This is a genomic window from Lactiplantibacillus plajomi, from assembly GCF_005405405.1.
Classification (GTDB): Bacteria; Bacillota; Bacilli; order Lactobacillales; family Lactobacillaceae; genus Lactiplantibacillus; species Lactiplantibacillus plajomi.
In genome coordinates this window covers 1-23028 of record NZ_BJDZ01000029.1, presented here as the reverse complement: position 1 = coordinate 23028, position 23028 = coordinate 1, and the positions used below count along the sequence as shown (strand labels likewise).

Sequence of the window (23028 nt, the reverse complement as noted above, 5' to 3'; positions counted from 1 at the left end):
TTTGAAACGCTAGGTAACCAGGATGCCAGCGCGGTATGCGGCCCAGAGGGTTGCAACATCAATGAACACCGGCAAGCAGAATCGAAATCGTAATCAGAGGCGGGCGTCGCGGAGAGTGGCGCCCGTTTTTTAGCGGGTGAATGAAAATAATTTTCTTGAACGTTGTTCATTTATGAACAAAAGTAAAGCTGGTAATAAGCTAATCTAGACCAATTAAGTGCTTGTTCGCCTTAAATTGGTTATTAATGCCATTGCAACCTTTTACCCAATTTACTGACAGTAAAAAAATTACGATTAAAATCAAAAAATGGGTTAAATTTTGTGCATAAAAGCACTACAATATAGTCGTAAATGTAATCGATTTTACCAACGGACAGCGGTTCGCCTGGAATAGGTTACACGTGATCAATTGCAGGGAGGTAATAGTATGAGTAGTCGAGATACTGCGAATGTTTTATGGTTTGATGAGTTACACCGTGAAGACGTCAACTTAGTTGGTGGGAAATCTTCATCACTTGGTGAAATGACTTCTTCGATGGATGTCCCGGTACCATTTGGTTTTGCAACCACGGCCCACGCTTACCGGTACTTTATGGATGCGACCGGTTTAAACGATAAGGTCAACGCGTTGCTGCAAGGCATCAAAGATTATGAAAACTCGGACGAACTTCACTCAGCCTGTGAGCAAATCCGGAACCTGATTGTGAACGCTGAAATGCCAGCGGACTTGGCCGATAACATTAAGCAAGCCTACGCTGACTTAGCTAAGAAGGTCGGTCAAGACGATCCGTTCGTTGCAATTCGGTCGTCCGCAACCGCCGAAGACTTGCCGAACGCTTCGTTTGCTGGTCAACAGGAATCTTATCTGAACATCAAGGGCGCTGACGACGTGGTCAACCGGGTTCAGGAATGTTACTCCTCATTATTCACCGACCGAGCCACGTATTACCGCCACAAGCAGAACTTCCCGTATGAAAAGGTGGCACTGTCGGCCGCGGTTCAAATGATGGTCTTTTCGAAGGCGTCCGGGATCATGTTCTCGGTGAACGTTGCTAATGGTGACGATTCGAAAATCGTGATCGACGGCATCTACGGTTTGGGCGAATACATCGTTTTAGGGAAAGTGACCCCCGACCACTTCGTTGTGGATAAGGATTCCTTGAAGATTGTTGAAAAGAATATCATTAAACAACCTGTTCAGTTGATGCGGGTTGCCGATGGCGGGACCGTTGAACAAGTTGTTCCGGACGACCTGCAGGGCAAACAAGTGTTGACGGATGAACAAGTCATTGAATTAGCCGGTTATGCTAAGAAGATTGAAGCACACTACGGTTGTTATATGGATATGGAATACGCACTGGACGTCAACACCAACCGGTTGTGGATCGTACAGGCACGGCCGGAAACGGTCTGGTCACAACGTAATAAGGACAAGAAGAAGAGTGATGATGGGCACGTGGTCGCCGAAGCGGATGCTGAAGTGGCGGTTCGCGGCTTACCAGCCAGCCCCGGTTTATCTAGCGGGGTCGTCCACGTCATCGATTCACCGAAGGATATCGACCAGTTCAAGCAGGGTGAAGTGCTGGTTACCTTGATGACGTCACCGGACTGGGTACCGGCGATGAAGAAGGCCGCCGCCATTGTGACGAACAACGGTGGGATGACCTGCCACGCGGCGATTGTTTCGCGAGAAATGCAGATTCCATGTATCGTTGGGACTAAGAGTCGCAATTTAGCTGCGACCGACGCCCTGAAGACCGGCGACGTGGTTACCGTTGACGCGAAGAACGGGATCGTTTACCGCGGCAAGGTCGCTAGTCTGTTAGATAAGGACAAACCGGCTGCTGGCGCGGCCGGGCAAGTCGTTGCAGCTGAGACCTTCGCCCCAACGGCCACCGGTGTCATGATGAACCTTGGTGATCCCGAACTGGCGGACAAGTACTCAAGCTTGCCGGCTGACGGAATCGGGTTGATGCGTGAAGAGTTCCTGTGGACGACTTACATCCACGAACACCCACTCTACTTGATCGAACAGGGTCATCCTGAAAAAGTGGTCAACATGTTAGCCAACGGGATTGCGAAGGTGACCCGGGCAATGGCACCACGGCCGGTGGTATTACGGTTATCCGACTTTAAGTCCAGTGAATACCGGAAGTTAAAGGGCGGCGACAAGTACGAACCCCACGAACCAGCGGACTTGTTAGGCTGGCGGGGCGCATCGCGGTACTACGATCCGAAGTACATCAACGCCTTTAAGTTAGAATTAGCGGCGGTCAAGAAGGTCCGCAACGAATTTGGCCTCAAGAACTTGAACATCATGATTCCGTTCGTTCGGACCGTTGACGAAGCCGAAAAGGTCACGAGTATTATTCGCGGCGAAGGCTTGATCCGCAGTGCCGACTTCAAGGTTTACATGATGGCGGAAATCCCATCCAACATTATTTTGGCCGACAAGTTCAACCAGTTCGTGGACGGTTACTCGATTGGCTCGAACGACCTCGCGATGTTAATTCTGGGTTGTGACCGGAATAACGACACGGTTGCCAGCCTCTTTGACGAACGCAACCTCGCCGTTAAGCGCGCAATCCGTCACTTGATTGCGGCGGCTCATAAGGACGGTAAGACCGTTTCGATTTGCGGCCAGGCCCCATCCGAATACCCTGAATTCACGAATTTCTTGATTCAAAGCGGTATCGACTACGTTTCGGTCAACCCTGACATGGTCAAGGAAACCAAGCGCAACGTCGCCCACTTCGAGCAGCGGATCATCTTAGACAAGATGACCGGCCGCGGGTTGCAGGACCCGACTGATTATAGTTGGGAATAGGACGTAAAGTAATGTATTAGTATTAGTATGACTATTAGTTTTAAAAAGCGACCGCCAATGGCAAAATGTCATTGGCGGTCGCTTTATTGTTTAATTTACAATTTTTTATGGTGCCGGTGCCGTGACAGCACGAATACCAAGTAGCCGGTGGCGAGGATGGCAATAACGGTTAAGAGGAGGTTGTTCCAAGGACTTGGAATCAGGATGGTCCACCCCAACGGTGCAAGCGTTGTGAACAGTAACATCAGCCCGATGGTGACACTGATAATTACGGCCGTCTGAACGTAGGGGAGCCAGTTTTTGGCATTCACGGTGTAAACGCTGTGGTGGAGCACCCGCAAAATCAGCATAATGGCCAGCGTTTCAATTAACGGGACGACGATGAACGCGATAATGTTCAGGTGCATACCGGCGGCGTTGTTGCGGCTATACAGTAATTGGAAGAGCCAGGTAATGCCGATAATTGAACCGAGTAATCCCAACTGGTCCCGTAATTTCGGCGTTGGGAATTCCTGAATGATTTCGTTCCCCATTGTCTGCGGGTCATGACCGAAAAATTCAATGGCACTTTGGCCGTCCGCATTCGCGTCTTGCAAGTCGAGCAGCATGCTCAGCAGTTGGTCGTTTAACTTGGCTTCGTCGTAAAATAGTCCCGCGGTGGAGAGGTAGAGCTGTAAATCGTCGAAGTAGCGCTGATCGTTGGCGGCCAACTGCTGCTTGCGGATGTTGATTTGGTCTAGGGTCTGGTTAGTTTTGGTCATCTAAATTCACCTCTGCTATGATTTGATCCACGTTTGTTTTCAACTGCGTCCATTGCTGATCAAATGCTTGGAGCGTCGTGCGCCCCTGCGGCGTCAGCGTATAGTACTTGCGGGCGGGGCCGTCCGGGGACGGTTTCACCGTGCTGACCACGTCGCCATTTTTCTCGAGCTTGGCGAGTAACGGGTAGAGCGTCCCGCCGACCAGCGCGTCAAACCCGTGCTGGCGCAGGGCTTGAATCAGCTGGTAGCCGTAGACTTCGCCCTGCGCCACCGTGGCGAGAACGCAGCCTTCGAGGACGCCCTTGATAAGTTGACTTTGTTTCAAGACGGCACCACCTTTCACTAGGTTGGATTGGTACATAGATAGTGTAACAGAGGTGGACTAGGTTGTAAAGCAATCTAGATGAGGATGAAATTTTTGTCGTTTATTGTAATGCATTGAAGTTATTTGAGTTTAGATGAGATGCCGAAAAAGTTGTGAAAGGGTATAATGGATGAGAATTATGGATCAATAGCGTGTTATCAAGTATTCCCCACGTATGCGGGGGTGATCCAATTACTGTTGTTTTAAACAGTGAAGATTTAGCGTATTCCCTACGTATGTGGGGGTCGGACTGCCGTGAGCAGTCTATCATTATTTTAATAAACAATATTACAGTTGTATTATATAAGTGGTGATGATATACTGACTTCAAGGTTAATTAGCTGGTTTTTAAATAAAGGAGGGGATTGAATGATGATGACTGCACGGACCGAGGAGTTAATTGACGCACTGTGGGCTAAAAAGACGTCCACCGATGAAGGTAATTTCTGGTTGCCGTTGCAAGTCCACTTATCTGACACAGCTAACACGATCAACTGGCTTTTTAATAATTGGATCAGTGATGGTGTTCGACAACGTTTAGCAGCTGGAATGTCAGTGGACGAGGCGCAAAAGTTAGTGAAGTTTTTAGGCGCAATCCACGACGTTGGAAAAGCGACACCAGTGTTTCAGTCCAAACAATCTTGGAATCATAATGCTGATTTAGATGAAACTTTATTGGAGAAATTGAAGGGTGCCGGCTTTTCAGATTTGAGAGATTCTTCTTTTCCAGATGCGAAGAAATCGCCCCACACCATTGCCGGAGAAGCGCTGTTGGAAGAAGCGGGGGTCCCGCTTTCAGTGGCGGCAATTATTGGTGCCCACCACGGTCGAACGCCGGATAAGCGGGCAAAAAAGAACCTTCGTGATTATACGGAAAATTACTATCAATCCGATTTTGATCAGCAAATTCAGGCACCTTGGAAAGCCGTTCAGGAAGCAATCCTTGAATGGGGACTGGCGGTTGCCGGCTATCAAAGTGTTGAAGAAATTCCGGCGGTGTCCCAACCGCAAGCGGTATTACTGGAAGGCCTGTTGATCATGGCGGATTGGTTGGCATCGACGGAGAACTTAGCGGCAAAACCGGTCGATTATTCGCTGCGACTACTGAAACAGGAATTGTCAGGGTCTAACTTGGTGCCAAAGCGGGTGCTAAAGCGGGTCGATGAAATTCAACAAGCCTTAGCGTTACCGGCTTATCCTGACGTGCCCGTAGCCAGCCAACAGTTAGCAACCACTGCGACAAACGTGCTCGCTGAAGCCCCACTTGGTGAGTTGCGAGCGCGATTTAATTCCCTCGAAGCTTGTTTGGATGCGGCGGGCTATCTAAATACGATTGTCCAAGTTCCGTTGTTTCCGCTAATCGGGTTGGACGACCCGGTTAAAATCGATCCAACGAGTCGTTTCAGACGGGCCATCTTAAATTGGCATTGGAGCGATAATTGGGTTCCCGAGCGCTTAAATGAAACTGGCGACCCGTATCAGCAACGATGGGGGTTTCAAGCCCGTGATTTTCAGACGACGATGACCAACCAAATTGAACAAGCAACCGATCCCGGCATGGTGATTATTGAGGCCGGCATGGGCAGTGGTAAAACCGAAATTGCACTACTGGCGGCCGAACAGTTAGCCTATAAAACCGGGCGCAATGGCGTATTTATGGGCTTACCGACCCAGGCAACCTCGGACGCGATGTTTAAGCGGGTCGAGCAGTGGGTGGCTAAGCTAGCGGAGCACCAACATCGCAACTTTGCCATTAATTTAAGCCACGGCAAAAGCGCTTACAACGACCTGTATCAAACACTGCAACGTGCCAGTAACATTGACGCCTTTGATCCAGACGATGCTGACGATGCCGTTAACGCCGGGACGGTCAGTACCGATGCCTGGTTTACGGGTAAAAAGTCAATTTTAACGCCATTTTCGGTGGGGACGGTCGATAACTTATTAATGATGGGCTTGAAACAAAAGCACCTATTTTTACGCCACTTCGGGCTTAGTGAGAAGGTCGTCATCATTGATGAAGTGCACGCATACGACGCCTATATGAGTAGCTACCTGACAATGGCGCTGACTTGGTTAGGTGCTTACCACGTTCCTGTGATCATTTTATCAGCAACGCTGCCGAAAGAAAAAAGAAATTCGTTAATTGATGCGTATTTAAGGGGTAAGTATGGTAGTCGTTATGAAAAGCAACTCGTTGCACCAGCAAATTGGAAAATGACGACCGCCTACCCGTTGCTCAGTTTGGTTGATGGTTGTGAAATTAAGCAGGTTACTGATCAGTCACAAAATAATGGTCAGATTACGCAAGAGGTGGCAGTTGAGCGCCTTACAGGTGACGATGAACAGTTGATTCAACACGTACTTAGTCAGCTAAGCGATGGCGGGGTAGCGGGCATCATTGTCAATACGGTTAGAAGGGCCCAGACCTTGGCAGAACTTGTCGCCCGGGTTAGTGATGTCAAACTAATGGTTTTACACTCGGCCTTCTTAGCGCCAGACCGCGCTGTCCAAGAGAAAAAGTTACAAAATTCGATTGGTAAGGGTCAGGCGCGACCGGACAAAATGATCGTTATCGGGACGCAAGTGTTGGAACAATCGTTAGACGTTGATTTTGACGTGATGTATACCGACATTGCCCCAGTCGACCTGATTTTACAACGGGTCGGCCGCCTGCACCGCCACCAAGTTAAGCGACCGGCAAAGCTACGCCAACCGCGACTATTCGTTTTAGGTATTAACGGCGTCGGTGACTACGGTGATGCTAACCAGGCAATCTATGGCGACTATTTATTGACTAAAACGGACCATTTCTTGGCCGACAAGATTACGTTACCGGATGACATCTCACCACTGGTTCAGCAGGTGTATGACGAACAAACTGATCAACAAATTGAAGCGATTGAACCTTTAAAAGCGGCCTTTAATAAGAAAGTTGCGCTCCAATTGCAAAAAGCGGAGGGGTTTCAGATCAAAGCGCCCAAAACAGGAAAGTTTGCAAATTTGTTGGGCTGGCTCGACCGCGCACTTAAAAGTACGGATGCCGACAGCGTTCACGCCAACGCAATGGTTCGGGATATTCAAGAGACCTTGGAAGTGATTTTGGTACGGAAAACGGCCACTGGAAAGTTTTTACTGGACGGGCGCCCAATCGACAGCGTCACGCCGAAAGCCATTTCGCAACAAGTGATTCGAATTCCGGCGGCCGTGACGCTGGGAAAATTGGACGATGCCATTAAAAAATTGGAGAGCGATACGCAAGCGCTATTTCCAGCTTGGCGGAGTGAAATGTGGCTACGAGGCGCAGTGGCACTAGTTTTAGATGCGAATAACACGGCTTGTTTGCTGGGCTGGCGCTTAAGCTACTCGCCAAGCTACGGATTAAGTTATCAAAAGGAGGATGAGTGAATGCAGACACAGACGTTTAATTTAACCACCGAACCCTGGATTAAAGTCATTCGGCGCGATGGTAATCAGCCCGAAACCGTCTCATTAATTGAGTTGTTCGAGCACGCCCAGGATTACCGGCAGTTGGCGGGGGACATGCGCACCCAAGATTTGGCTATTTTTAGGTTGTTATTAGCTATTTTAACAACTGTTTATTCACGCTACAACGTTGAGGGTGACCGTTATGATTGGATTGCAACCGATCCGGCAGCGCAACGAAACGTGGATGTTGATCCCGAGGAGGCTGAAAATCAGCTACTAGACACTTGGAGTCAACTATACGAAAACGGCCAGTTTTCAACGGTTGTCACAGATTATTTAAAGCAACAGGCGGATAAATTCGACTTGTTCGGTGAGCACCCGTTTTATCAGGTGACAGCGAACGACTACGACGCGTTAGTCGCAAAGTCCAAGCGGGTGGCCCTTGGCAAAGGAACCGTGGCGTTAAAGCAACTGAATCGGCGGGTCTCTGAAAGTAACAATACGCCGGCACTGTTTGCGCCTAAGGCTGACGAGACCAAAAACCAACTTAGTTTGGACGAACTCGCCCGCTGGTTAATCACCTATCAGAATTACGCGGGGACGACCGATAAGACGAAGGTTGAAACGACTGATAAATTTTCATCGTCGTCGGGCTGGCTATATAAACTAAATGCGGTTTACGTCGATAGCACGCAATCGTTATTTGAAATGTTGATGTTGAACTTAGTCCTGGTTAGCAAGGAAGTTCCGGTAGCACCGCAACACCCGGTTTGGGAATACGATGATATTCAGACCTACGTTGCGGAACGTGAAAATCAAAAATTACCGAATAATTTGGCGGAGTTATATACGACCTGGGCGCGAATCTTACACGTCGAGTGGTCGGATCAGGGGGAACCAACAATTTTTAGCGCCGGCGTGCCGATGTTTGCCGCTGACAACGCCCATATTGAACCGATGACCACTTGGAAACGGGATAAGAAAACGGAAATCGACTCCCCGGCGACCCGCTACAACGTGACCACGGCCATGTGGCGTAATTTTGGGAGTTACGTGGGGCTTTCAACCGTTGATGGCAGTAAAAATGCTCCCGGAATTGTGAAATGGTTGGATTTGTTGACTGAACGTGGGTTGATTGCGGATAACCAGCCGTTAGCTTTAGCAACCGTGACGTTCATTAGTGGTGGGGCCCCCGCCAACTTACCCGTTGCGGAATACCATGATGATATGCAACTCATGGCCGACGTGCTTTTCGATCAGCAGTGGCAGACGCGAATTGAAGGGGTTGTCCAAAAGACGCAAACCATTGGTCGCGATTTTTACGGTTTTGCGGCCAGTGTCGCCACTATCAGGGGAATTGAACCGCGACCATATGCGGGGCAGTTAAGTGATCAATTTTATAGCCAACTTAATGAACCGTTCAAGGCCTGGTTAGCTAGTTTACAAGGTGCTAAGCAGGGTCGGTTGGAACGGATCGAAGCTTGGCAAGACACGCTACATCGAATGGCGTTGGACGCGGCGAATATGGTGATGCAAACCAGCTCGCCGCGGGACGTAAAGGGGATTACTGGTGAGCACGGCGTCGACAATATCTTCACAGCGACAAGCCGCTATCAGTGGAAAATCAAGAAGGATCTTAAGGAGGGATAACGGGCATGACGAATGAAATAGCTAAAAGTACTCGGCAAATTATTTTGCGACTTTACAATGATGGCAATGAAAATAAAGGTGTGTTAGCAAGCCTAAGAACGGCCCCAAAACTAACTAGTCCGCGCGCGCAAAGCGTTTGGCCGGTCATGCTGGGTAGTATACCGGAAACGATGCTCAGTCGTGATGGCCAACCGACTAAGGCGGAAAAGGCGGTCTATGCGGCCGTACGGTTATACGCCATTCACCAGCAAGCACAGTCGACGTTCGTTTATGATCAGCTTGGTTGGAAACACCAGGATGAAAATGGCGAAGAAAAGACTAAGGGCAAGGATTTATTTGCGGCGTTGGCGCTGATTCGTGCCAATCCGGATTACAAGGATGCTTTGGACCGCCGGGTTCAGGCAGTGTTGGCGACGACCAATATTGACGCGGTATTTGACGCGTTGGGACACCTCGTTAGTATGTTAAAAGCCCGCTCGGCTGGTGTTCAGGTCGATTACGGCCAACTCGCACAGGATTTTTATCAATTCCAATTCGGCTATACCGCCGCTAACCGAATTCGCTTACGGTGGGGCCAACAATACTTTTTCGTTCAAACTGATCACACACAAACAAAAGGGGAGTAACTTCAATGAAAAATAATGTATACGTAGATATCAACGTCCTTCAGACCGTACCTTCATCAAACTTAAACCGCGACGATGCGGGGGCACCTAAAACGGCCCTCTACGGTGGTGTTAGCCGGGCGCGGGTCTCATCGCAAAGTTGGAAACGAGCAGTTCGGAAGGCATTTGAGGCAAATGACGTGACGATTGCTAAACGGACAAAAAAGGTGCCTCAATTGTTAAGTGCCGCGATTAAAACGTTGGTACCAGAAATGACTGATAAGGACGTCCTGACCAAGGTTCAAGCGATTTTTAAGGCAACAGGGATTAAGATTGCGGTTCCCAAGGATGGGGAAGACGGCCGTTATGAAACTGGGGCACTATTGATGGTTAGCCCCGGTCAAATCGAAAAGTTGGCCCAGTACGCCGTTGATCACGAGTCGCTAGATGACAAGGATGCTAAAAAAGAAATTAAGGCCCTGATTAAGGGTGACCAAGCGATTGACTTAGCGTTGTTCGGTCGGATGGTTGCGGATAATCCCGAATTAAACGTGGATGCGGCGACCCAGGTTGCTCACGCCTTGTCGACCCATGAAGTAGTTCCTGAATTTGATTACTATACGGCTTTGGACGACGCCAAGGAAGAGGACCAAAACGGGGCGGCGATGTTGGGGACTATCGAATTTAATTCAGCGACCCTTTACCGCTACGCTAACATTAACATGCATGAACTGAGCCACAACTTGGGGGCGGAAGACGCCATCACGGGTGCCGTTAACTTTATCAAGACGTTCATGCTTTCAATGCCAAGCGGGAAACAAAACACGTTTGCTAACAAGACCTTACCGAGTTACGTGATGGTTACGGTTCGGCCTGACACGCCAGTTAACCTGGTTTCGGCTTTTGAAGAACCGGTCGTTTCGCGAGACGGTTACATGAAACAGTCGGAAGCCAAGCTCGAAGCCGCTTATCAAAAAATTACGGACCAGGAGCTAGTTGAAAAACCATTGTTAAACGTTGTTTTGAGCGACTACGATACAACGGCGGGCCAAAAGATTGAAACGTTACCTAAATTCTTAGACGCAATCACCGAGAGTTTGAAAGAGGCGGTGCAGGATGAAGACACTAATAATTAACTTAACTGCGCCGTTACAGTCGTACGGGAATCAGGCGACCTTTGAGCGGCGAACAACGAACGACTACCCTTCAAAGAGTGCGGTCGTCGGCTTGCTGGCTGCGGCGCTGGGTTATCGGCGACGTGATTCGCGCGTAAAGGCTTTAAACGCCCTGCAATTTGCAGTTCGAACCGACCAAGTCGGGGTGCCGTTGACTGACTTTCACATCGTTGAATGGAAAGCGGATACCCGTAAAATTACGTACCGTGGCTATTTACAGGACGCCCGATTTGTGGTGGCCCTAGGCAGTGACGATGAGTCTTTAATTGAACGGTTACGGGATGCACTGGCGCACCCGCAGTTCCAACTATTCCTAGGTCGGCGGGCGAACGTGCCGGCCGGGCCGTTACGGACTGAAATCTTGGACGGTGACCCGTTGCAAGTGCTCGAAACGTTAGATTGGCAAGCAGCGAAATGGTACCAAAAAAAGCAGTCGCCAACGGTACGCTTGTCAATTATGGCGGATGCGGATTTATTACCAACAACGGCTAGTACGTTAGTGAAAGACCGGGTTGAATCCTTTGACCAACGCGACCGCCAATACGGTTTTAGGGCCGTTACAGCCACGGTCGTGACGAAAACGAATCCCAACTCAAGGTTCAAATCAAAGCCGGAATCGGATTCTGCAGCTAAACCAGAACTGGACTTTTTCGGCGGACTTAACTAGGAAGGAGGAGCACGATGTATTTATCAAGAGTTGAAATCGATACTAATGATCGGTATAAGACACGGGATTTAACTCACTTGGGTGCTTACCATAACTGGGTTGAGCAGAGCTTTCCTCAAGAGGTAGCTAACCGTAAACGGTTGCGGCACTTATGGCGGATCGACCAACTAGGCACCAAAAAATATTTATTAGTTCTAAGTGAAGAAAAACCAGATCTGAAAGAACTAGAAAAATACGGGGTTAGCGGCACTGCGGCCACGAAACCGTATGATTCGTTTCTTAACAGCTTAAAAGTAGGCCAGACCCTGCGCTTTCGATTAACTGCTAATCCCACCCATAAAGTTCGCCGCTTTCCGGGTGATCAGGGCGGTCACGTGGTTCCACACGTGACCGTGGCCCAGCAGTGTAAGTGGTTGTTAGACCGGTCGGAAAAATCTGGCTTCGAACTTTTGGAACAACCAGCGAGCGTCTTTGAAGCGGAACAGTTACGAAAAGCGTTCAACGTTACTAACCGGGAATACCCAATTTTACACAAGAAACAAAGTAGGACCGTTAAGTTGAGCCGGGTCACTTTTGAGGGCGTCCTGAAAATTACCGATGCTGATGCGTTTCGAGATGTAATGAAGAAGGGCATTGGCCGCGAAAAGGCGTACGGTATGGGCTTAATGACGGTCCTACCAGGAGCCTAGCAAATGGCTAAAAAGAACGTTGGTGCTAAAAAACCAAAACGAGCCGAACTCGGCCGAATTAGTGAGCGGGTCACGTTCCTGTATTTGGAACACGCCCAGCTGAGCCGACTGGACAGTGCCATTCAGGTCAAGGATAAGCGCGGGACGGTCTTCGTACCGTCTGCCATGCTAGCGGTGTTGATGCTGGGTCCGGGCGTGGACGTCACGCACCGGGCGATGGAATTAATTGGCCAATCCGGATTGGCCGTTATTTGGGTCGGCGAACAGGGCGTCCGCCAATATGCGTATGGGCGTTCGTTGAACCATTCTTCTGCATTACTGGAAGCGCAAGCCACGTTAGTCTCGAGCCAAAATCGGCGCTTGGCGGTTGCCCGTAAAATGTATCAGATGCGCTTTCCGGATGAGGACGTCTCTCGATATTCGATGCAGGAATTGCGTGGGAAGGAGGGCGCGCGCGTCCGCCGCGTTTACCAAGAGCAGTCACAAAGGACGGGGGTTGCTTGGCAACGGCGCGAGTATAACCCGGATAATTTTGAAGCCAGCAGCCCAATCAACAAGGCTCTGACCGCAGCGCATCAAGCACTGTACGGCTTGAGTTACGCCGTCATCGCGGCACTGGGGGCGTCCCCCGGCTTGGGCTTTGTCCATACCGGCCACGACTTGGCCTTTGTCTATGATTTTGCGGATCTGTATAAGGCGACGATTTCGATCCCGGTAGCCTTCGACGTGACGGCCAAGTTTGCTACGGACCCGGACATTGCAACGAAGACTCGCCTGGCCATGCGCGACCGCTTTGCTGCGGATAAAACATTGGTACAAATGGTCAAAGATTTAAAGGCGCTATTGGAAGTGGCAGACGACGTGGTTCCCGATGCAACCGTCATGCAGCTATGGGATGACCGACTGGGTTTGCAAAAATTTGGCGTTCAGTATCATGAAAATGAGGATGAACCAGTATGATTGTAATCACACTAACCAACGTCCCGCCATCGTTACGGGGTGACTTAACCAAGTGGTGTCAGGAAATTCAGACCGGGGTATACGTTGGTCATTTCAGCGCCCGAATTCGTGATTACTTATGGACCCGAGTTGTTGAAGGAATTGGTCGTGGCGAGGCCACCATGGTTTACAGCACGAATAACGAGCTGGGTTATGAATTTCGAACGACCCGGCGAGATTACCAGGTGGTCGATTATGACGGTCTACCGTTAATGATGCATAAAGCAGCCGTGACCCAACCGGTTGAGCACGGATTCAGCGACGCTGCGAAGTTTCGACGCGCAAAGACGATGCGCGCTAAGCAACGTGAATCAACGGTGGCGATGGTCGAATCACCTGTCGTGACGCTAGATTTAGAGACGACCGGATTAGACGCAGTAAAAAACGAAATTATTGCCATTGGCGCGGTTAAGCGGACTGAGGATGGTACCCTTGAAGAATTTAACCAATTCGTCAAAAATTTAAGGCCAATACCACGTCCGATTACGGCATTAACTGGGATAACGTCGCGCCAGTTAAATGAAGCGGGGCTGCCACTAAAAATGGCACTTGAACGTTTTCACGACTTTATCGGCGATTTACCCATCCTTGGGTACAACTTACGTTTTGACGAAAGCTTTTTAACGGCCGCTTTGCGTAAGACCCGGTTGCCAGAACTGACTAATCCGATGCACGATTTGATGCCAGTGGTTAAAGAGGCTAATATGTTCCTTGATAATTATCAGTTAGAAACAGTTTTAAACGATTATGGCATTAAAAATGACCAGCCGCATAACGCACTTTCAGATGCCAAAGCAACTTGGGCGTTGGCCGAGCAGTTAATAAAAAACGGCGATTTCGAAATTTAGAAACGTTGATTTAACGGGATTTTTTTAGTGTATTCCCCGCGTATGCGGGGGTGATCCTGTTCGTTTCCAGTGCCTACTACAAGGCATTAAGTATTCCCCGCGTATGCGGGGGTGATCCTAAGATGGTGAAATTGCAGGTTTACTATCGGTTGTATTCCCCGCGTATGCGGGGGTGATCCTACTGTGTTAACAACAGCAACAATGGCTGACCAGTATTCCCCGCGTATGCGGGGGTGATCCTTTGAAACCCATTATCACGTACGAGCTTTGTAAGTATTCCCCGCGTATGCGGGGGTGATCCTCAATACGACTGCTCATCGAACGTTCAACAACTGTATTCCCCGCGTATGCGGGGGTGATCCTACTCTTGAGAAAGCGCGGCTCAACCGTGACCGGTATTCCCCGCGTATGCGGGGGTGATCCCTACTACACCGCTGGTCAAAAATCAACGGTCAAGTATTCCCCGCGTATGCGGGGGTGATCCTTTACGAATATGAAACAAAACGAGGGAAAAAATGTATTCCCCGCGTATGCGGGGGTGATCCTTAATAATGCGATATTCAGGTGGTTTCACATTTGTATTCCCCGCGTATGCGGGGGTGATCCTTACAATGAGAATGGTGCTATGCGAGCTTATCAGTATTCCCCGCGTATGCGGGGGTGATCCTACATCGTTTAAGAATTTGTCTGCTTCATTGTTGTATTCCCCGCGTATGCGGGGGTGATCCCGCCACCGGGAACATATAATATCAAAACGTTTTGTATTCCCCGCGTATGCGGGGGTGATCCTTGTCCGATGCCACAACCTTGAACACCAGCGGAGTATTCCCCGCGTATGCGGGGGTGATCCTAATATTGCTGGTAGCACAAATCCTTTAGTTAGGTATTCCCCGCGTATGCGGGGGTGATCCTAAAGAAAAAACCTTGTTCGGCAAGAGCTTGGAGTATTCCCCGCGTATGCGGGGGTGATCCTATATTCATCATTATAGTTTTTCATTAATTTTTGTATTCCCCGCGTATGCGGGGGTGATCCTGAATAATAAGGAACCATTCTCAAGTAATCAGGGTATTCCCCGCGTATGCGGGGGTGATCCCTTGTATGACAATAACTATGGAGAAGATGTTATGTATTCCCCGCGTATGCGGGGGTGATCCCGAACCCGGCTATCATTGCCGCAAAGCCAACGCGTATTCCCCGCGTATGCGGGGGTGATCCTGAGGAGGCTACAGCATGATTGATCATACTGAAGTATTCCCCGCGTATGCGGGGGTGATCCTATAGCTACCGATATGCTTACCGGCGGTCTTTTGTATTCCCCGCGTATGCGGGGGTGATCCTGCGGATAAGGCCAACGACTACACCCGATACAAGTATTCCCCGCGTATGCGGGGGTGATCCTTAAGTGACAAGGAAGTGAACCACTTGTGGTTGGTATTCCCCGCGTATGCGGGGGTGATCCTGTTGTACAGTAACATCACTAGTAACGGTAAGCGTATTCCCCGCGTATGCGGGGGTGATCCTATATTCTAGTGCGTCAAAGTATTCAAAATTTCGTATTCCCCGCGTATGCGGGGGTGATCCCATGGCCTTGCTATACCCAAAATCCTGCGCTTTAGTATTCCCCGCGTATGCGGGGGTGATCCCTGGACGGCGAATGTTACTTTCACTGGTTGGTCGTATTCCCCGCGTATGCGGGGGTGATCCTAAACAGTATCATGTTTGTCGGTTACGATGTAAGTATTCCCCGCGTATGCGGGGGTGATCCCCGGTTCCCGATGTTCGGTGAAGCTTTGCAGAAGTATTCCCCGCGTATGCGGGGGTGATCCTTGAATAACCAAACACGCAATGTTAAATATAACGTATTCCCCGCGTATGCGGGGGTGATCCTATACGTGCCTGAGTTTGGGTCATCCTCAAAGTGTATTCCCCGCGTATGCGGGGGTGATCCTATAAAAAAATAAAATATATATATAAAGAAAAGGTATTCCCCGCGTATGCGGGGGTGATCCTAATGGCGTACAGGTTAACGTTACTTTCCCAAAGTATTCCCCGCGTATGCGGGGGTGATCCTCACTCACTTTCTCGAGGGCCACTTTGTCCCAAGTATTCCCCGCGTATGCGGGGGTGATCCTGATGCTCAACAAAGCAACTATGTAAGCAATGAGTATTCCCCGCGTATGCGGGGGTGATCCTTTAACTGCACCAGTGTCTAGGTTCATATCGAGGTATTCCCCGCGTATGCGGGGGTGATCCTAAACATTGCCGCTAATCAAGAACACTGAATTAGTATTCCCCGCGTATGCGGGGGTGATCCCACAAGACACTTTAACAAACATGCTACAAGGAGGTATTCCCCGCGTATGCGGGGGTGATCCTACGTTATTCTGCTCTTCAAATTTTGCGAATTTGTATTCCCCGCGTATGCGGAGGAATACCAGTCGCTGTTTATATTCATTTTCAGCATCACTACAGCTCAAAAATACCGGACCTCTTAAAAAAGAAGTACGGTGTTTTGTGGTACAGCATGATGCAAAAATGAAGCCATCAAGCCGAAATCCATGTCGAATATAATATTTTCAATTAAAATATATTGAAGGAGGCGAAAGTGAATGACCTTTTATACGTATAATTACCTTACAAATCGAAACGAAACGTGGCAGTATGCTCGTTTAATTATCATATTAATTTTATTAGCAATTTTTACTGGATTATTCGTGTACTATTTACGGCACCGCTGGAACGTTAAATATAAGGATTTGAGTGTGATCACTGGGGTGGTAATCCTCCTTTTCTTGGGATTTCAAATTAACGGTATGATGTCGCTGAAAGCTAGTAACGTTCAGGCTAATGCGATAACAACGACGATAAAAGAAGTTGGAAAACGGTTAGATGTTAAGCCAACCACGATTAGTGTCAACGGCACGACGACCTCGAACAACCTGTTATTTAAAACCAGTAAGGGTTATTACCGCACGACCTATAATAGCGACGGTTCGGCGTTTGTGCTGGAAAAGGTGACCTTAACGAATCCCAAAATTAAAATTGTAAAGGGGCAATAAGATGTTTAATTATTCAGACGTGGCCATTAAACTGATTATCGGATTTATTTTTATGACGTTGCTGATCAACTTTACGGGGAAGGGGAACTTGGCGCCGACTTCGGCGATTGACCAAGTTCAGAACTACGTACTTGGTGGGATTATCGGTGGTGTCATTTATAATTCGGACATTACGGTGATTCAGTTCCTCATCGTCTTGTTAATTTGGTCATTGTTAATTCTTGTGATGCGCTATTTAAAGATTCACGTGCGCCCAATTGGTAAAATGATCGATGGCGGACCGATTACGATTGTGCGGAATGGCAAGTTGCTGGTGCATAACTGCCTTAAGGCTAATTTATCGGCTAAGGAAATTGATTTTAAGTTACGCACTGCCGGAGTTTACACGCTGGACGAAGTTAAACGGGCCATCGTGGAACAAAACGGTAGCGTCACAATTTTGCGCCGTGGTGAAGGTTCGATTCGCTACCCAATTATCGTGGACGGGCAAATTGACCAGGACGTGTTAGAGTTGATGGATCACGACGAAAACTGGTTAATGGCGGAATTAGAAAAGCAGGGCGTCACGAATATTCGCGACGTCTACATGGCAAAGTATGAGGACCACGTGTTGAAGGTGACACGGTATGCGCATCAATAACAATGAGATTGATTTAAGAGCTTAGTGCGGTTTCAGTACGCTCTGGCCAGTTTACGACCAGCGGCAATCAATTTAGATTACTAAAATCTTTTCAAAAAATTGACACCAGAAAACCACTGTCAGCGTTATTGGCAATGGTTTTCTTTTATCCCGGATCAATCGGCGACGGCGGCAAAATTGAATGAAAGGCGTCGACTAACGGGGTACCCTTTAAAGCCGGCCGGGTCATCAGGTAGGTTTGGCGGGTGAACGGTTGGCCGGCTAGCGTTAGACGCTCGCGGTAACCCTTGAAGTGGTGCAACGCGATTTCGGGGACGAGTGCCCAACCGAGCCCGTGAGCAACGAAGGCCACGCAGGAAGACAAGCTGTCGACCGTAATCGTCTGGTGGTTGATGGCGGGGAGCTGGTTGTCGGTCAGCCAGCGGTTCATCTGGTCTTGGAAATGGTAGTCGGTTTTGCGTTGGATGTAAGAGAGCTCGTTTAGCCGGTGGCGGTCGTTTTCGGTGGCGCAAACCAAGTCAATCGATTCGGAGGCAATCAGCCGCTTATCCAGCGGCCCAGCGAATTCACCGCGGACGATGCCAAGATCGAGGTTACCGATTTGGAGTTGCTGAAAGATGCTGCGACTGTAGTCGATCGTGATGTTGAGGTGAATTTGGGGATACTGTTGGCGTAATGCTACCAATAAATCGGGTAAGCCGTACTGGGCGTAGTTGATTGAGCACCCGAGGTTCAGGGTGCCTTGCAGCGGTAAGTCGCCCTGGGATAAAGTTTCGCGGAGCTCGGTCGTTAAGTGTTCGATTTGCTTGGCCGTTTTAACCGCCAATGTTCCGGCCGGACTAAGGCGCACCCCCTGATTAGAGCGAATCACCAGCTTGGTCTGTAGGCGGCGTTCCAACTGTTGGAGCCGCTTTGAAAGTGACGATTGGTTGACGAATAGTAATTCGGCGGCGCGGGTGATACTGTGCGTCCGTTCCAGTGCCAGTAATAATTCGATTTCCTTTGGGTCGATCGGAATCACCTTCCTAGTTTGATGGTTAAGTCCATTATAGGTTAGACATGTATTTTGTGCATGGCCAAAATGCTTTTAAAACCTTTTACAGGCATGACCAGTGCTCGTTATGATGAACTTGTCAGTTAAACGAATGGAGGGTCCAACATGCAAACAATTAAACAAGCCGTTGCCGGAACGGTCGAATCGAGTGACGCACAAGTCATGATTTTACCGCAGGCGGGCGGCTTAAAAATTACCCTGGATAGTAGTGTCTATGACCAGTACGGCCAGCACATCATCGCCCTAATTATCGAAACGGCGCAAGCACTCGGTTTGGACGACGCGTTAATTAAGGTGGTCGATAAAGGTGCCTTGGACTGTACGATTAAGGCCCGAGTTGAAACCGCTTACTACCGGGCAATCGGTCAAACCACGAATTTACCTTGGGGGTGCTCTAAATGGCAGTGACGAATCACATTAGACGGTCGATGATTTTCCTGAACACTCAACGGGCGGCGCTGGTTAAGGAAGCCTTCGTTTACCACCCGGACTGCGTCATTTTTGACCTCGAAGACGCGGTCGCGGAAGGGGAAAAGGACTCGGCCCGCATTCAACTTTACCAAACGCTAAAAAACGTCGATTATCAAGGCGTTGAACGCTGGGTACGGGTCAACGCCCTCGACTCCGACCTAATCAACGAAGATATTCGGGCCGCCGTGGCCGGTGGGGCCGAAGGGATTCGCTTACCGAAAACGGAAACGGCCGCTGAAGTGCAAGCGGCGGCGGATAAAATTGCGGCGGCCGAGACCGAGTTCAACCGGCCAGTTGGCAAAACTATGATGATGGCGGCGTTGGAATCGCCACTCGGTATCATGAATGCTTACGAGATCGCTACCGCTAGTGACCGGATGATGGGAATCGCCCTGAGTGCCGGCGACTACACCCGGACGATGCACGCTAAGCGGACGGTGGCCGGGACCGAGTTATTCGGTGCCCGTTCACAAATGCTGATTGCCGCGCGGGCCGCCGGGGTGATGGCGTTCGCTACCGTCTACACCGACACTGATAATGAAGCCGGCTTTGTCGACGAGCTCCGGTTGATCAAGGACATGGGCTTTGATGGCAAGTCGTGCATCAACCCGAAGCAAATCGGCGTGACCCACGCCGTCTTTAACCCGTCAGCAGCGGAAATCAAGCACGCTGAACACGTGATGCAGGCGGTTGCCGATAGTAAGGCTAACGGGGTCGGCGTCTTAACCGTTGACGGTAAGATGGTCGACATTGCCTGGGTCGAAGGCGCACAACGGACACTCAAACTGGCGCAAGCCGCCGGTATTTATAAGGGGGCACTAGTATGATTAATCAAGCAGGTCGCCTCGATTCACGAGGCCATCGTCAAGTCCGGTTTGAAGGACGGCATGACGATTTCGTTCCACCACCATTTACGCGACGGTGACTACGTCGTCAACATGGTGATGAAGGAAATTCATAAGTTGGGGATTAAAGACCTGACCGTCTGCGCGTCAAGCTTAGGTAAAGCCCACGATTATCTGGTCCCCTGCATTGAGGACGGGACGGTAACCGGAATTTCAACTAGTGGGATTCGGGACGAAATCGGGGAAGTCGTGTCCAAGGGAAAATTGAAACATCCCGCCGTGATCCGCTCCCACGGTGGCCGAGCGCGGGCCATTGAGGACGGCACGATTAAGATCGACGTGGCCTTTATCGGGGCGTCAACCAGTGACGTCTACGGTAACGCCAGCGGTAAGGGCGGCAAGTCCGATACCGGGGTGCTATCGTACGCGGATGGTGACGCCAAGTACGCCAACCGGGTCGTGGTCATTACGGATACGATCGTTGCCAGCCCGAACTTCCCGGCCAGCATCGAAGGGGTCGACGTGGACTACGTGGTCAAGGTCGATTCGATCGGGGACCCGGCGAAAATTGCGACCGGTGCACTGCGGCTGACCAAGGACACCCGCGAACTAAACATGGCCCGCGAAGTTGCGAAGTGTATGTACCACTCCGGCTACTTCAAGGATGGCTTTAGTTTTCAAACCGGGGCCGGTGGGTCGTCGCTTGCGACCACCGTTTTCCTAAAAGATTATATGCAACAAGCCGACATTAAGTGTGGCTGGGCCATGGGGGGCGTCACGGAACCCATCGTGGACCTCTTCAAAGCCGGCTTCGTTAACAAAGTGCTGGATGACCAGTCGTTCGACTTGGCCGCGGTCGCTTCCGCTCATCAACCGGGGCACTTCGAAATTTCAGCTTCCCAGTACGCCAACCCGTTCAATAAGGGAGCCTTCGTCAACCAACTGAACTTTGTCATTTTAGGTGCGTTAGAAGTTGACACCGACTTTAACGTCAACGTTGTTCAAGGTTCCAACGGGGTCCTGCGCGGCGCACCGGGCGGCCATCCCGATACGGCTGCCGGCGCCGACGTCACTATCATCGTGGCACCGCTGATCCGTAGCCGGATGCCAACTGTCCGTGACCGGGTCACCTCGATTACGACTCCCGGCGAAAGTGTCGACATCATCGTGACCGATTACGGGGTTGCGGTCAATCCAAACCGTCAGGACTTACTAGCGGCGTTCAAAGACACCACGATTCCGTTGAAGACGATCGAAGAACTCCGCGACTTAGCCTACCAGTACGCTGGCAAGCCGGCACCGGTCGAATTCGATGATCAAGTTGTCGCGTTAGTTGAATACCGTGACGGAACGATTATCGACACGATTCGCAAACCGAAACACTTGAACTAAACTAGGAGGTGGCGCCATGGACAGCCAAATTATTGATTTGTACCTCAAAGATAAGCAAGTTTTTGACCAGTGGCAGGCTTTCTTGACGTCACTCAACATTACCAACTTTTCACCGCGTGAAGTCGATCAACTGGATTTCACCATCGGTATTTACGATGGTGAACAGCTGGTTGCGACCGGTTCGGTGGCAGGAAACGTCTTAAAGTACGTCGGCGTCTGTAATAAAAACGTGACGGCCGGGGTGCGCTTCAACCTGATCGTTAGCGAACTGGTCAACCGCCTGTTTCGCCAAAACGTCTTTCACCTGATGGTTTTCACCAAACGGCAATACTCCGCGAGTTTCCAACACGTTGGTTTTAGTGAATTAGCGCATACCGATGAAGCCGCGGTCTTAGAAACGGGTAGCCCGACCGTTGACGACTACTTAGCCCGGCTACCACGTCCAGCCGCCCGCAGTACCGGCGCGGTTGCCGCGGTTGTTATCAACGCTAACCCGTTCACCCTTGGACACCGTTTCTTGATTGAACAAGCCGCCCGCGAAAATGTCAGCGTCTACGTCTTTGTCGTCGCGACCGACGCCTCGCTGTTCACGACCGCAGAGCGCCTAGAACTCGTCCGCGCCGGCACCCGTGATCTCCCTAACGTCATCGTTGTCGATGGTGGGGACTACATGGTCAGCTACGCCACTTTTCCGGCGTACTTCCTACCATCTCCGAGCCAGACGGTCCGCTACCAAACCACGCTCGATGCCCGCATCTTCCGCGATGCGATTGCACCGGCCTTAGCCATCACCACCCGCTACGTCGGCAGCGAACCCCGTTCCCATACAACCGCGATTTACAACCAAGTCTTACAAACTGAGCTCCCGCCACGGGTAACCGTTAAAGTGGTCGAACGCTTTCAAACTAGCGACCACGTCGTTATTTCCGCTAGCCGGGTACGTCAAGCACTTCGAAACAACGACTTTGCGACCATTTCCTCAATGGTTCCCGCGACCACGGCCGCGTTTATTCACGAGCACTACACCGACTTAACGCAACGCGCGGTTGCGGCAGGTTGATTTATTAGTTCCGCCTATCAGGTTATGATGGGCGGGACTTTTTTGATTGGCCGAGAAAACTCGTTGTTAACACTTTTGAGTGCAATTTTAATAAACTAAGGAAAAGTATTAGTAGATTTTTAAAGATGTAGCTCGATTCCAAGGGATCGTTTACTTGCCAGCCCTCCGGTCAGCGGGAATCAGTCCGGAACGCGGTGGCCACGGAGTTAAGCCCGAAAATCAGGTCTTAACCACCGGGCTTTTACTAACTCGCCAAAGGACGGCGACCAAGTGAAATTTCACCGCTGGGACTGTTCCCGCTTTCCCTGCAGGCTTGGGTTGGCCGTTGGCGGACAATAGTGGCTAAATTTTATTGATAAGAATTAGTCTGAAAACTCGCTGCCATCAACGCTAAGAACGTGTTTGGATACTTTGACATTCGATTTGATTTTAGTTAAATTAGATCAAAAACAGGAGTTTTTAATCCATGAAAAGCTTTGCACACCATTATAG

18 protein-coding genes and 1 CRISPR repeat array are annotated in these 23028 nt (G+C 50.0%); of the genes, 15 read left to right on the top strand and 3 right to left on the bottom strand.

Translation table 11 applies throughout. The annotated features are described in order from the left end of the window. Positions 1-427 precede the first annotated feature (427 nt). Positions 428-2827, top strand: a complete 2400-nt coding sequence (gene ppsA / locus FFM82_RS11125) for a phosphoenolpyruvate synthase (RefSeq protein ID WP_137645883.1) — start codon at positions 428-430, stop codon at positions 2825-2827. A 95-nt stretch (positions 2828-2922) separates the two neighbouring features. Here the strand turns inward: ppsA and FFM82_RS11120 are convergent, their stop codons facing one another. Together FFM82_RS11120 and FFM82_RS11115 are read right to left on the bottom strand one after the other, a co-directional pair. Continuing rightward, positions 2923-3588, bottom strand: coding sequence for a DUF1129 domain-containing protein (locus FFM82_RS11120; protein WP_137645882.1), 666 nt, complete (start codon positions 3586-3588; stop codon positions 2923-2925). Then, positions 3575-3913 carry a PadR family transcriptional regulator gene (locus FFM82_RS11115; RefSeq protein ID WP_137645900.1) on the bottom strand — a complete coding sequence of 113 codons (339 nt, stop codon included), beginning with the start codon at positions 3911-3913 and terminating at the stop codon, positions 3575-3577. Before FFM82_RS11115 ends, FFM82_RS11120 begins: the two co-directional genes overlap by 14 nt. Before the next feature lie 408 nt (positions 3914-4321). Between FFM82_RS11115 and cas3 the strand changes: the two genes are divergently transcribed. The 10 genes from cas3 (at position 4322) to FFM82_RS11065 (ending at position 17714) form a co-directional block, all read left to right on the top strand. Then, the gene (gene cas3, locus FFM82_RS11110; RefSeq protein ID WP_137645881.1) at positions 4322-7360 is read left to right on the top strand and encodes a CRISPR-associated helicase Cas3'; all 3039 of its coding nucleotides are present in this window, start codon (positions 4322-4324) and stop codon (positions 7358-7360) included. Further along, entirely contained in the window at positions 7361-9031 is a 1671-nt protein-coding gene (locus FFM82_RS11105) for a type I-E CRISPR-associated protein Cse1/CasA (protein WP_137645880.1), read from the top strand. A gap of 5 nt (positions 9032-9036) precedes the next feature. Beyond that, complete coding sequence (gene casB / locus FFM82_RS11100) at positions 9037-9657, top strand: type I-E CRISPR-associated protein Cse2/CasB (protein WP_137645879.1); 621 nt, start codon at positions 9037-9039, stop codon at positions 9655-9657. A gap of 5 nt (positions 9658-9662) precedes the next feature. Next, complete coding sequence (gene cas7e, locus FFM82_RS11095; RefSeq protein ID WP_137645878.1) at positions 9663-10772, top strand: type I-E CRISPR-associated protein Cas7/Cse4/CasC; 1110 nt, start codon at positions 9663-9665, stop codon at positions 10770-10772. Next, positions 10753-11478, top strand: coding sequence for a type I-E CRISPR-associated protein Cas5/CasD (gene cas5e, locus FFM82_RS11090; protein ID WP_137645877.1), 726 nt, complete (start codon positions 10753-10755; stop codon positions 11476-11478). Before cas7e ends, cas5e begins: the two co-directional genes overlap by 20 nt. A gap of 14 nt (positions 11479-11492) precedes the next feature. Continuing rightward, positions 11493-12167: a type I-E CRISPR-associated protein Cas6/Cse3/CasE gene (gene cas6e, locus FFM82_RS11085; RefSeq protein WP_137645876.1), complete on the top strand. Its 675-nt coding sequence runs from the start codon at positions 11493-11495 to the stop codon at positions 12165-12167. 3 nt (positions 12168-12170) lie between these two features. Next, complete coding sequence (cas1e, locus tag FFM82_RS11080; RefSeq protein ID WP_137645875.1) at positions 12171-13127, top strand: type I-E CRISPR-associated endonuclease Cas1e; 957 nt, start codon at positions 12171-12173, stop codon at positions 13125-13127. Beyond that, positions 13124-14014: a type I-E CRISPR-associated endoribonuclease Cas2e gene (cas2e, locus tag FFM82_RS11075; protein WP_137645874.1), complete on the top strand. Its 891-nt coding sequence runs from the start codon at positions 13124-13126 to the stop codon at positions 14012-14014. The genes cas1e and cas2e overlap by 4 nt, the downstream gene beginning before the upstream one ends. A 29-nt stretch (positions 14015-14043) precedes the next feature. Further along, positions 14044-16391: a CRISPR direct-repeat array (repeat unit 29 nt; unit sequence GTATTCCCCGCGTATGCGGGGGTGATCCT). 233 nt (positions 16392-16624) lie between these two features. After that, the gene (locus FFM82_RS11070; RefSeq protein ID WP_137645873.1) at positions 16625-17074 is read left to right on the top strand and encodes a DUF3290 domain-containing protein; all 450 of its coding nucleotides are present in this window, start codon (positions 16625-16627) and stop codon (positions 17072-17074) included. Between the two features lies 1 nt (position 17075). Continuing rightward, entirely contained in the window at positions 17076-17714 is a 639-nt protein-coding gene (locus FFM82_RS11065; protein ID WP_137645872.1) for a DUF421 domain-containing protein, read from the top strand. 145 nt (positions 17715-17859) lie between these two features. Here FFM82_RS11065 and FFM82_RS11060 read toward each other — a convergent pair whose 3' ends face one another. Further along, positions 17860-18735 (bottom strand): LysR family transcriptional regulator, encoded by an 876-nt coding sequence (locus FFM82_RS11060; protein WP_137645871.1) that lies wholly within the window; start codon positions 18733-18735, stop codon positions 17860-17862. A gap of 138 nt (positions 18736-18873) precedes the next feature. On the opposite strand from FFM82_RS11060, the gene citD reads away from it, so the two are divergent. The 4 genes from citD to citC are packed head-to-tail and all read left to right on the top strand — an operon-like array spanning position 18874 to position 22536. Continuing rightward, a complete protein-coding gene (citD, locus tag FFM82_RS11055) occupies positions 18874-19176 on the top strand; it encodes a citrate lyase acyl carrier protein (RefSeq protein ID WP_137645870.1) in 303 nt (100 codons plus the stop codon). Next, entirely contained in the window at positions 19167-20066 is a 900-nt protein-coding gene (locus tag FFM82_RS11050) for an aldolase/citrate lyase family protein (protein ID WP_170178286.1), read from the top strand. Before citD ends, FFM82_RS11050 begins: the two co-directional genes overlap by 10 nt. Before the next feature lie 3 nt (positions 20067-20069). Next, positions 20070-21476, top strand: coding sequence for a citrate lyase subunit alpha (citF, locus tag FFM82_RS11045; protein ID WP_137645869.1), 1407 nt, complete (start codon positions 20070-20072; stop codon positions 21474-21476). 16 nt (positions 21477-21492) lie between these two features. Further along, positions 21493-22536 carry a [citrate (pro-3S)-lyase] ligase gene (gene citC / locus FFM82_RS11040; RefSeq protein WP_137645868.1) on the top strand — a complete coding sequence of 348 codons (1044 nt, stop codon included), beginning with the start codon at positions 21493-21495 and terminating at the stop codon, positions 22534-22536. The last annotated feature ends 492 nt before the right edge of the window (positions 22537-23028 follow it).

What these genes read in the sequence shown, in the direction of transcription:
- cas6e (WP_137645876.1), top strand. Translation starts at nt 11,493, where the DNA reads ATGTATTTATCAAGAGTTGAAATCGATACTAATGATCGGTATAAGACA.
- FFM82_RS11105 (WP_137645880.1), top strand. Translation starts at nt 7,361, where the DNA reads ATGCAGACACAGACGTTTAATTTAACCACCGAACCCTGGATTAAAGTC.
- cas7e (WP_137645878.1), top strand. Translation starts at nt 9,663, where the DNA reads ATGAAAAATAATGTATACGTAGATATCAACGTCCTTCAGACCGTACCT.
- cas5e (WP_137645877.1), top strand. Translation starts at nt 10,753, where the DNA reads ATGAAGACACTAATAATTAACTTAACTGCGCCGTTACAGTCGTACGGG.
- citC (WP_137645868.1), top strand. Translation starts at nt 21,493, where the DNA reads ATGGACAGCCAAATTATTGATTTGTACCTCAAAGATAAGCAAGTTTTT.
- cas1e (WP_137645875.1), top strand. Translation starts at nt 12,171, where the DNA reads ATGGCTAAAAAGAACGTTGGTGCTAAAAAACCAAAACGAGCCGAACTC.
- FFM82_RS11120 (WP_137645882.1), bottom strand. Translation starts at nt 3,588, where the DNA reads ATGACCAAAACTAACCAGACCCTAGACCAAATCAACATCCGCAAGCAG.
- ppsA (WP_137645883.1), top strand. Translation starts at nt 428, where the DNA reads ATGAGTAGTCGAGATACTGCGAATGTTTTATGGTTTGATGAGTTACAC.
- FFM82_RS11065 (WP_137645872.1), top strand. Translation starts at nt 17,076, where the DNA reads ATGTTTAATTATTCAGACGTGGCCATTAAACTGATTATCGGATTTATT.
- FFM82_RS11070 (WP_137645873.1), top strand. Translation starts at nt 16,625, where the DNA reads ATGACCTTTTATACGTATAATTACCTTACAAATCGAAACGAAACGTGG.
- cas2e (WP_137645874.1), top strand. Translation starts at nt 13,124, where the DNA reads ATGATTGTAATCACACTAACCAACGTCCCGCCATCGTTACGGGGTGAC.
- FFM82_RS11050 (WP_170178286.1), top strand. Translation starts at nt 19,167, where the DNA reads ATGGCAGTGACGAATCACATTAGACGGTCGATGATTTTCCTGAACACT.
- casB (WP_137645879.1), top strand. Translation starts at nt 9,037, where the DNA reads ATGACGAATGAAATAGCTAAAAGTACTCGGCAAATTATTTTGCGACTT.
- citD (WP_137645870.1), top strand. Translation starts at nt 18,874, where the DNA reads ATGCAAACAATTAAACAAGCCGTTGCCGGAACGGTCGAATCGAGTGAC.
- cas3 (WP_137645881.1), top strand. Translation starts at nt 4,322, where the DNA reads ATGATGATGACTGCACGGACCGAGGAGTTAATTGACGCACTGTGGGCT.